At 35.2% G+C, this 9017-nt stretch carries 8 protein-coding genes; 7 read left to right on the forward strand and 1 reads right to left on the reverse strand.

The features are described from left to right. Nucleotides 1-29: 29 nt before the first annotated feature. The 7 genes from ACXJH6_RS01190 (at nt 30) to ACXJH6_RS01220 (ending at nt 7754) form a co-directional block, all read left to right on the forward strand. On the forward strand, nt 30-377 hold the full coding sequence (locus ACXJH6_RS01190; protein WP_456469933.1) for a DUF485 domain-containing protein: 348 nt from the start codon (nt 30-32) through the stop codon (nt 375-377). Beyond that, complete coding sequence (locus ACXJH6_RS01195) at nt 374-2023, forward strand: cation acetate symporter (protein ID WP_456469934.1); 1650 nt, start codon at nt 374-376, stop codon at nt 2021-2023. Before ACXJH6_RS01190 ends, ACXJH6_RS01195 begins: the two co-directional genes overlap by 4 nt. Nucleotides 2024-2032: 9 nt before the next feature. Next, a complete protein-coding gene (locus tag ACXJH6_RS01200) occupies nt 2033-3772 on the forward strand; it encodes a DUF294 nucleotidyltransferase-like domain-containing protein (RefSeq protein WP_456469935.1) in 1740 nt (579 codons plus the stop codon). Further along, complete coding sequence (locus tag ACXJH6_RS01205; protein WP_456469936.1) at nt 3772-4383, forward strand: 3'-5' exonuclease; 612 nt, start codon at nt 3772-3774, stop codon at nt 4381-4383. The genes ACXJH6_RS01200 and ACXJH6_RS01205 overlap by 1 nt, the downstream gene beginning before the upstream one ends. Before the next feature lie 64 nt (nt 4384-4447). Next, complete coding sequence (locus ACXJH6_RS01210) at nt 4448-4684, forward strand: OadG family protein (RefSeq protein ID WP_456469937.1); 237 nt, start codon at nt 4448-4450, stop codon at nt 4682-4684. Further along, nucleotides 4674-6455, forward strand: a complete 1782-nt coding sequence (locus tag ACXJH6_RS01215; RefSeq protein WP_456469938.1) for a biotin/lipoyl-containing protein — start codon at nt 4674-4676, stop codon at nt 6453-6455. The genes ACXJH6_RS01210 and ACXJH6_RS01215 overlap by 11 nt, the downstream gene beginning before the upstream one ends. Continuing rightward, nucleotides 6456-7754 (forward strand): sodium ion-translocating decarboxylase subunit beta, encoded by a 1299-nt coding sequence (locus tag ACXJH6_RS01220; RefSeq protein ID WP_456469939.1) that lies wholly within the window; start codon nt 6456-6458, stop codon nt 7752-7754. 108 nt (nt 7755-7862) lie between these two features. On the opposite strand, the gene ACXJH6_RS01225 is transcribed toward ACXJH6_RS01220, so the two are convergent. Beyond that, nucleotides 7863-9017: HD domain-containing protein (locus ACXJH6_RS01225; protein WP_456469940.1), on the reverse strand; the 1155-nt coding region annotated here is incomplete at its 5' end.

Raw genomic sequence — 9017 nt, forward strand, 5'->3', positions numbered from 1 at the left:
AATTGAAAAAATAAAAAAAAGGAGCTTGTATGACCCTTACAAAAGAAGCAATCGAGATTATCAAGCGTAATCCCGATTATCAGTATCTTGTCAAAACAAGAAGTAAATTCGCATGGACGCTTACATTCGTTTTGCTTGCGATTTATTACTCTTTTATTTTGACAATCGCTTTTGACCCACAACTTTTAGGAACTCCGATTTCAAGAGATTCGGTAATTACAATCGGTATTCCTATCGGCATTTTGATTATCTTTGCGGCTTTTATCCTTACGGGGATTTATGTCAATAAAGCCAACAAAGTGTTTGACAAACTTACAAAAAAAGTTAAAAAAGAGCTTGAAGAAGAGCTACAAAAATTAAATAAAGGAGCAAAATGAAAAAAATAGCACTCTTTTCATTAATTTCATCTTTTGCTCTGGCAGCAGGCGCAATTACCGGCGAAGTTCAAAGACAGCCTTTAAACGTTTCTGCCATTGTAATGTTTTTAATCTTCGTATTAGCCACACTTGGTATTACATACTGGGCGGCTAAAAGAACAAAAACGGCAAAAGATTTTTATACAGCAGGTGGAGGAATTACAGGTTTTCAAAACGGACTTGCGCTGGCCGGGGATTATATGTCCGCTGCATCGTTTTTGGGAATTTCAGGTTTGGTTTATTTAAAAGGTTATGACGGACTTATCTACTCAATCGGATTTTTGGTAGGTTGGCCGTTTGTATTGTTTTTGATTGCGGAAAGACTTAGAAACCTTGGTAAATATACTTTTGCCGATGTTGTGTCTTTCAGATTAAAACAAGGACCTATCAGAACTTTAGCGGCATTTGGTGGTATTGCAACGGTATTACTTTATCTTATCGCTCAAATGGTTGGTAGCGGTAAATTAATTCAGGTATTATTTGGTCTTCCGTACACATATGCGGTAATTATAGTAGGTGTTTTAATGATACTTTATGTGACATTCGGTGGAATGCTTGCTACAACCTGGGTACAGATTATTAAAGCCGGATTGTTGTTGGCTGGTGCTACTTTTATGGCATTGGCGGTTATGGCGCATTTTGGATTTGATTTTGAAGAATTTTTCAAAAAAGCAGTGGAAATTCACCCTTTACATGAAAAAATCATGGCACCTGGAGGACTGGTTAGCGACCCTTATTCTGCAATTTCACTTGGTGTGGCGTTGATGTTCGGTTTAGCGGGTCTTCCTCATATTCTTATGAGATTTTTTACTGTTGCGGATGCTAAAGAAGCTAGAAAATCAGTATTTTTCGCAACAGGATTTATCGGATATTTTTATATCCTAACATTTATTATCGGATTTGGTGCAATTGTTTTTGTTATGTCAAATCCTCAATATTTCGATGCTGCCGGAAAATTAATCGGTGGTAACAACATGGCGGCTATTCATTTAGCTCATGCTATTGGTGGTAACCTGTTCTTAGGATTTATTTCAGCGGTTGCGTTTGCTACAATCCTTGCGGTTGTATCAGGACTGACATTAGCGGGTGCTAGTGCCATTAGCCACGATTTATACGCAAGTGTAATTAAAAAAGGTCAAATAGACGAAAAACAAGAGATGATAGTTTCAAGAATAGCAACTTTAACTATCGGTGTTTTAGCAATTTTATTAGGAATTGCTTTTGAAAAACAAAACATCGCATTTATGGTAGGTTTGGCGTTTGCTATTGCAGCTAGTGCCAACTTCCCGGTATTATTCTTATCAATGTATTGGAAAAACCTTACTACAAGAGGTGCGGTAATCGGTGGAAGTATCGGTCTTATCACAGCTATATTACTGGTAATTTTAGGACCGACAGTATGGGTATCGGTACTTGGATTTGAAAAACCTATTTTCCCATCAAAATATCCGGCACTTATCAGTGTAACGGTAGCGTTTGTTGCTATATGGTTCTTTTCTATTACAGATAAAAGCGAAGATGCAAAAAGAGAAAGAGAACTCTTTGAAGCTCAACTTATCCGTTCAGAAACAGGAATCGGTGCTGAAGGTGCAACAGATAAACATTAAGGTTAAACAATGAATGAAATTCGTGAATTTATCATCTCAATCCCTCCTTTCGATTTATTAACCGACGAGGAGCTCTCCCTCGCGGTTGATAATCTTAATATTGAATATTTCCCTCAAGAAACAAAAATAAAGCCTGATAAGGTATATATTATTATAAAAGGCAAAATAAAAACCGATGAAGAAATCCTTACAAACGAAGATATAGTTTTTGCAAAAGAAATTATTCAAAACAGAGATACAAGTGCTGAAGTAATTGAAGAAACACTCGCATACGAACTTGATAAAGAGACTTTTTTAAAACTTTTGAAAAATGAAAAGTTTAAAAAATTTTTTTTACAAGACATCGCTTCAAAACTCCAACATTTAAAAGAAAAAAACTATCAAAACTTTTTCAGCTCATTTTTAGCCGCAAGAGTAAAAGAGCTTATTATTCATCCGGTGGTTTTTGTAAGTGAAAACGAAACGATAAAAAACAGTCTGTTAAAAAAAGAAAACGAAAAAGCGTCGGCGATAATTGTAGGAGATAACGCCATAGTTACTGATTCAAATCTCAAAAAAATCATATTAAACGATATTTCGCCAAAAGACGAAATAATAAAAATAGCTTCTTCACCTCTAAAAACCATTAATTATGAAGATTTTTTATTTAACGCCCTTCTTGAAATGACAAAACACAATATCAAAAGACTTGTAGTAACAAAAGAAAACGAAATTTTAGGAACTATAGAACAGATAGATTTATTAAGTTATTTTTCAAACCATTCGCACCTGATAAACGTAAAAATAGAAAAAGCAAAATCTATAGAAGATTTAAAAGAGATAAGCGATAGCTTTATTGAACTTATAAAACTTTTATATTCTAAAGGATTGAACGCAAGATATATAGCAAAAGTGATAAGCGCCTTAAACGAAAAAATTTTTCAAAAAATAGCAAATTTCATTTTTCCGGAAGAATACACAAAAAAATCTTCTCTTATCGTTATGGGCAGTGAAGGAAGAGGAGAACAGATAATAAGAACCGACCAGGATAACGGAATAATTTTAGACAACGGCCTGAATATAAACAGAAAATATTTTGAAGAATTCACTGAAGCGCTTTTAAAAATAGGATTTCCTAAATGTCCCGGCAATGTAATGCTAAATAATCCTTTCTGGTCAAAAAGCATTGATGAATATAAAAACAGCATAAAAGAGTGGATAGAAACCCCTACAAAAGAAAATATGATGAACCTTGCCATCATATTAGACGCCAAACATGTGTGGGGAGAAGAAAAATATTTAAAAGAATTAAAAAGCTTTCTTTTTGAAAATTTAACGAACCACCCTACTTTGCTTGCTTATTTTGCTTCGTTTATTGAAATGTTTGAACTGCCTGTTGGAATTTTCGGTTTAAAAGATGAGATAGATTTAAAAAAAATAAGATTTATAACGGTTCATGCAGCCCGTTCATTTGCTCTTGAGAAGAAAATTTATGCCACTTCAACAGTAGAGAGAATAAAAAAAATAAGTGATTTAGGAATTATTGATAAAAAATTCGCAACCGAAATAATAGAAAGTTTTGACATAATCCTGACCTTTACACTGCAAAACAGACTAAAACAGATAGAAAACAAAGAGCCTCTCACAAACATTATAAAAACAAAAAACTTAACCAAAATCGAAAAAGATATGTTAAAAGACGCAATTAAAGTTACTAATGAATTTAAAAAACTGACAAAACATCATTTTCACACGGAAATGGTTAGCTGATGTTTAAAAAACTGATAAACAATTATTATAAAAAGAAATTAAAAGACAAAAGATTTAAGTTTTTGTTTGAAGAGTATGAGGGAGATGAAGTAGTAGTATTCGATACCGAAACTACGGGACTTGACAGAAAAAAAGATGAGATTATTTCAATCGGTGCCGTAATCGTTAAAAAAAATAAAATTCTTTTAAAAGATAAATTTCACATTTTCGTAAAACCTTCCGCATCTATAAAACATGAAAGCATAAAAGTACATCAGATACTGCCAGGCGAGCTTAAAAACGCCATCTCGCCAAAAGAAGCACTTGAAAAATTTCTGTTTTTTATCAAAAACAGACCTCTTGTCGGATATTATCTGGAATTTGATATGGCAATGATTAATAATCTTGCTAAAAAATATCTTGGAATAAAACTCCCTAATGAGCAAATTGAAGTATCGGCTATGTATTATGACAAAAAAATCGGTCTTATTCCCCAAAAACACATTGATTTAAGGTTTGACTCCATAATGAAAGACTTAAATCTTCCAATTCTTAGTAAACACGACGCATTAAACGATGCCATAATGACCGCTATGATTTACATAAAACTAAAAAATATTTCTAAAATTTGATTTAATGCTATATTAACGCTATACTTATTTGTTAGTATTCGCAAAATCAGATAAGGGGCAAAAAATGATTATGGAAGCCATAAAATATATGATACTCGGTATGAGTGTCGTATTTGCGTTTTTGTATCTTTTAACGATAATTTTGGATTTGCAGCACAAAATTATCGAAAAGTATTTCAAAGAAGAACCTCCTAAGAAACCAAAAAGACCTTCAAAAACTTCAAATAAAAAAGAAAAATTAAAAAAAGTGGCGGCAATAGCTGCGGCAATACATCATCAAAGGACACAAAATGGCAATTAAATATATAGATGTCATGGATACTACTTTTAGAGACGGATTTCAATCGGTTTTTGGCGGAAGAGTACTGATGAAAGACTTCCTACCGGCTATAGATGCGGCAGTGGAAGCCGGAATAAAACACTTTGAATTTGGAGGGGGAGCCAGGTTTCAGAGTCTGTTTTTTTATCTTAGAGAAAACGCGTTTGATATGATGGATGAATTTGCCAAAAGGGCAAAAGGAGCAAACCTTCAAATTCTAGCCAGGGGAATAAATACAGTAATGCTTGATACGGCAAGCAGAGAAATGATTGATTTGTTTGCCAAACTTTTTGCAAAACACAACACTACAACGGTTAGAAACTTTGATGCGTTAAATGATGTAAATAACTTAATTTACAGCGGTAAAGCCATTAAAAAAGCGGGAATGAAACACGAAGCGGTTGTAACGATTATGGACCTGCCTCCGGGATGTACGGGAGCTCATGACGTAGAGTTTTATGAAAAAGTATTAAGAGGAATTATCGAAAACGTTGAGTTTGATTCCATAGCGTTTAAAGATGCAACAGGAACCGCTCATCCGAATAAAATTTATGAAACAATAAAAATGGCAAGAAAACTTCTTGGAAAAGACGTACATATCAGACTTCACACCCATGAAACCGCAGGTATCAGCGTAGCGAGTTATTTAGCGGCCCTTGAAGCCGGGGTTGACGGAATTGACTTGGCAGCAGCCCCTGTGAGCGGAGGAACAAGCCAGCCGGATATTATAACCCTGCTTCATGCCACAAAAGGTATGCCTTATAATCTGGGCGATTTGGATATGGAAAAAATCTTAGATTACGAAGAAACTCTTAAAAAATGTCTTGAAGATTACTTCTTACCTCCGGAAGCCACACAGGTTAATCCTATTATTCCGTTTTCACCTATGCCTGGAGGAGCTTTAACTGCCAATACCCAAATGATGAGAGATAATAATATCCTACATAAATTTAACGACGTAATTAAAGCTATGAGAGAAGTAGTTGAAAAAGGCGGATACGGAACAAGCGTAACACCTGTTAGTCAATTCTACTGGCAACAGGCGTTTAACAACGTAATGTTCGGTCCTTGGAAAAAAATAGCACCGGGGTATGGAAGAATGGTGCTTGGATATTTCGGAAAAACACCTGTAAAACCGGATGAAGAAGTAATAAAACTGGCAAGCGAACAGTTAAATCTTGAACCGACAACTGAAAATCCGCTTGATTTAGCGGACAGAGACGAAAGAAAATCAATTAAATACTGGAAAGAACTTCTTGAAAAAGAAGGAATTGAACCGACAGAAGAAAATATTTTTATTGCTGCTTCATGTCAAGAAAAAGGAATTGCGTTTTTAAAAGGCGAAAGTCCTTTAATGGTAAGAAAAAAAGGAGAAGAAATGGCTAAAAACAGTGAAGGAATTTATACGGTTATAGTAGACGGTGAAGTGTTTAACGTTGAGGTTAAAGAAGGAAAAGTTGAAATAAAAAGCGAAGTAAAAGAAGCAAAACCCGTAGCAAAAGAAGAAACCACTACAGAACCTACAAAAGAAGACGTAATTGAAGTACTCTCACCAGTACCTGGAACAGTATGGAAAATATTGGTAAATCCCGGTGATAAAGTAAACGCCGGGGATAAGATTATGATACTTGAATCTATGAAAATGGAAATAGACATTCCGGCACCTGTTAGCGGAATAATTGCCCATATCCCCGTTAAAATTAACGACAGTATCAATGAGGGCGACGTATTAGCGACAATAGAGGAGGAGTAGATGAGAGCGTTAATTCTTGCTTTTTTAATTCTTTTTTCTCCCTTAATCGCAAATGAAGCTCAATCTAACCATACACAGCAGACTCAGCAGGTACAGCATGAAAAAAGCATTACGGATTTAATCGTCGGTTTTTATAAACAGACAGGAATTTATGCCTTTTTAAACCCTCAAAAAGAAGCTAAAAACGCTCTTGGAGAACCTCTTAGCGATTTTCATCAGTCATACGGTAGAATAATAATGATATTAATAACGCTGTTTTTACTTTATCTTGCCGTAAAAAAAGGTTTTGAACCTCTCTTGCTTGTACCTATTGCTTTTGGAGGGCTTTTGGCAAATATTCCTTTAGCAAACATTATAGGAGACGGCGGATTTATAGGAGAGCTTTATAAAGCCGGTATTCAAAACGAGCTTTTCCCTATTTTAATTTTTATGGGTGTTGGGGCTATGACGGATTTCGGTCCTCTACTTGCCAACCCGAAAACCGCTCTTTTAGGAGCTGCCGCTCAGTTTGGAATATTCGGAACTCTTGTCGGAGCGGTTGCTTTATCACAGTTTGGAATTTTTGATTTTTCATTAAAAGATGCTGCGGCTATTTCCATTATCGGAGGGGCTGACGGTCCTACATCTATTTTTATAGCCTCAAAACTGGCACCTGATTTACTTGGAGCGATTGCCGTGGCGGCTTACAGTTATATGGCGCTTGTACCGTTAATTCAGCCTCCTATTATGAGAGCTTTAACAACAAAAGAAGAGAGAAAAATCAAAATGAAAACGGGAAGAAAAGTACATAAACTTGAAAAAATGCTTTTTCCTTTGATTGTACTTTTGCTGACTATTTTAATTATTCCCGAATCAAGCCCGCTTATCGGTGCACTGGCGTTTGGAAATTTCGTAAGAGAAAGCGGTGTTGTTGAAAGGCTTAGCAAAACCCTTCAAAACGAACTTGTAAATATTACAACTATTTTCCTAGGTCTTGGAGTCGGTTCAAAACTTGCGGCGGAAAAATTTTTGGTACCCGAAACCCTCGGTATTTTAATTTTAGGTCTTGTGGCATTTGCCATAGGTACTGCGGCAGGTGTTATTATGGGTAAAATTATGAATAAATTTTCAAAAGAGCCCATCAATCCTCTTATCGGCGCGGCTGGAGTGAGCGCAGTACCGATGGCGGCAAGAGTTGCTAATAAAGAAGCGACAAAAGAAGACCCTACAAATGTTTTACTAATGCATGCCATGGGTCCTAACGTAGCCGGAGTTATCGGTAGTGCCGTGGCAGCGGGAGTACTTTTATCTATCTTTTAATTTATAAATAGAAGACTTCTTTTTGTCTTCTTTGGCTTCCCGTATAACTTGCTGTTTCTATTTTAAAAGATATCCGTTTATTTAATACAGACTGTATTACGACATACCTTAACCTTCCCCTTTTAAAAACTCTTTTTTAAAATATTTTCCAAGTTCTATATTGTATATTCTTTTGTTTTTGTATCTGTTTTCAAGAAATTCAACCGCATTAACAAGCTCCGGAGAGCTTATGCCGTGTAAAATACTCATAACGGCTTCTACAAAAGCTGCAAAATGGTCGGCGGCTTTTACCAAACTTCCGTCAATTCCCCTGCTTCCAAGCAAATCTTCCGCCACGTCCACTTTTTTATATCCGTTCTCAGTAATCAGTTTATTGGCAAATTCGTCGGTTATAAGCGTTTTTAGTTCGTTTTGAATATTTTTAGGAACCAACGGTAAAATTTTTTCTTCTATTATAACTTTTTCATAATCCTTTAAAATTTCATCAAGTCCGGCAACGCCATGTTTTACAGGAGCTATAATATCTCTTGTAAGAGCTTCCGGAAGGTCGTGAAAAAGCCCGGTAAAAAAGTTATAATATATTTTATGAATGTTTCCTCCATACTCTTTTGTCCAAAAAAAACTTATAATAGCTACAAAAAGCATATGACCAAGAACGGACGTTTCAGGAACCCTCGGAGTATTAGCCCATCTTTTCTGAAACCTAAGATTGCCACAAAGAGAGATAAAATCGTAACTTTTTCTTTTTAAATCCAAAATTTTAACACCTTCAAGGTCGTAAAAATCTTCAATTTCATAATCGATGGATTTTTTTATCTCTTCTATTCCGTAAGTATTTTTGGCAAAACTGTAAATAAAATCAAACTCCCATTTGCTGGCTAAAAAACTGGCGGCTGAGAGGATTCTTTTTTCTTTGCAGTTGGTAGAGTTAAAACTTTTTACATATTCTGCAAGTTCTTTATCTATAAGAGGAGACAGTTTTTCTAAAACAAAATTATCAAGTTCTTTTGCTTTATGTTTTCTCAAATAATGATAAACGGGAGATTTCAAATCGGTCAAAACGGCTCTGTACAAAATTCCGGCAATTCCAAAATGAATAAGTCTGTAAAAATCAACGTCTTTTTCAAAATGAGCCAAAATATAAGCTATAATCATTCTATGAGCCTGTTTGTCGAGCTCTATAAATTTAAAGGGTCTTGGCAAATCGTTCCACCTCTCAATTGAAGCTGTTGAAAAAACAAGTTTTATAAGTTCGCTGTTCAT

The organism is Caminibacter sp., from assembly GCF_053999135.1.

What these genes read in the sequence shown, in the direction of transcription:
- ACXJH6_RS01190 (WP_456469933.1), top strand. Translation starts at nt 30, where the DNA reads ATGACCCTTACAAAAGAAGCAATCGAGATTATCAAGCGTAATCCCGAT.
- ACXJH6_RS01195 (WP_456469934.1), top strand. Translation starts at nt 374, where the DNA reads ATGAAAAAAATAGCACTCTTTTCATTAATTTCATCTTTTGCTCTGGCA.
- ACXJH6_RS01200 (WP_456469935.1), top strand. Translation starts at nt 2,033, where the DNA reads ATGAATGAAATTCGTGAATTTATCATCTCAATCCCTCCTTTCGATTTA.
- ACXJH6_RS01205 (WP_456469936.1), top strand. Translation starts at nt 3,772, where the DNA reads ATGTTTAAAAAACTGATAAACAATTATTATAAAAAGAAATTAAAAGAC.
- ACXJH6_RS01210 (WP_456469937.1), top strand. Translation starts at nt 4,448, where the DNA reads ATGATTATGGAAGCCATAAAATATATGATACTCGGTATGAGTGTCGTA.
- ACXJH6_RS01215 (WP_456469938.1), top strand. Translation starts at nt 4,674, where the DNA reads ATGGCAATTAAATATATAGATGTCATGGATACTACTTTTAGAGACGGA.
- ACXJH6_RS01220 (WP_456469939.1), top strand. Translation starts at nt 6,456, where the DNA reads ATGAGAGCGTTAATTCTTGCTTTTTTAATTCTTTTTTCTCCCTTAATC.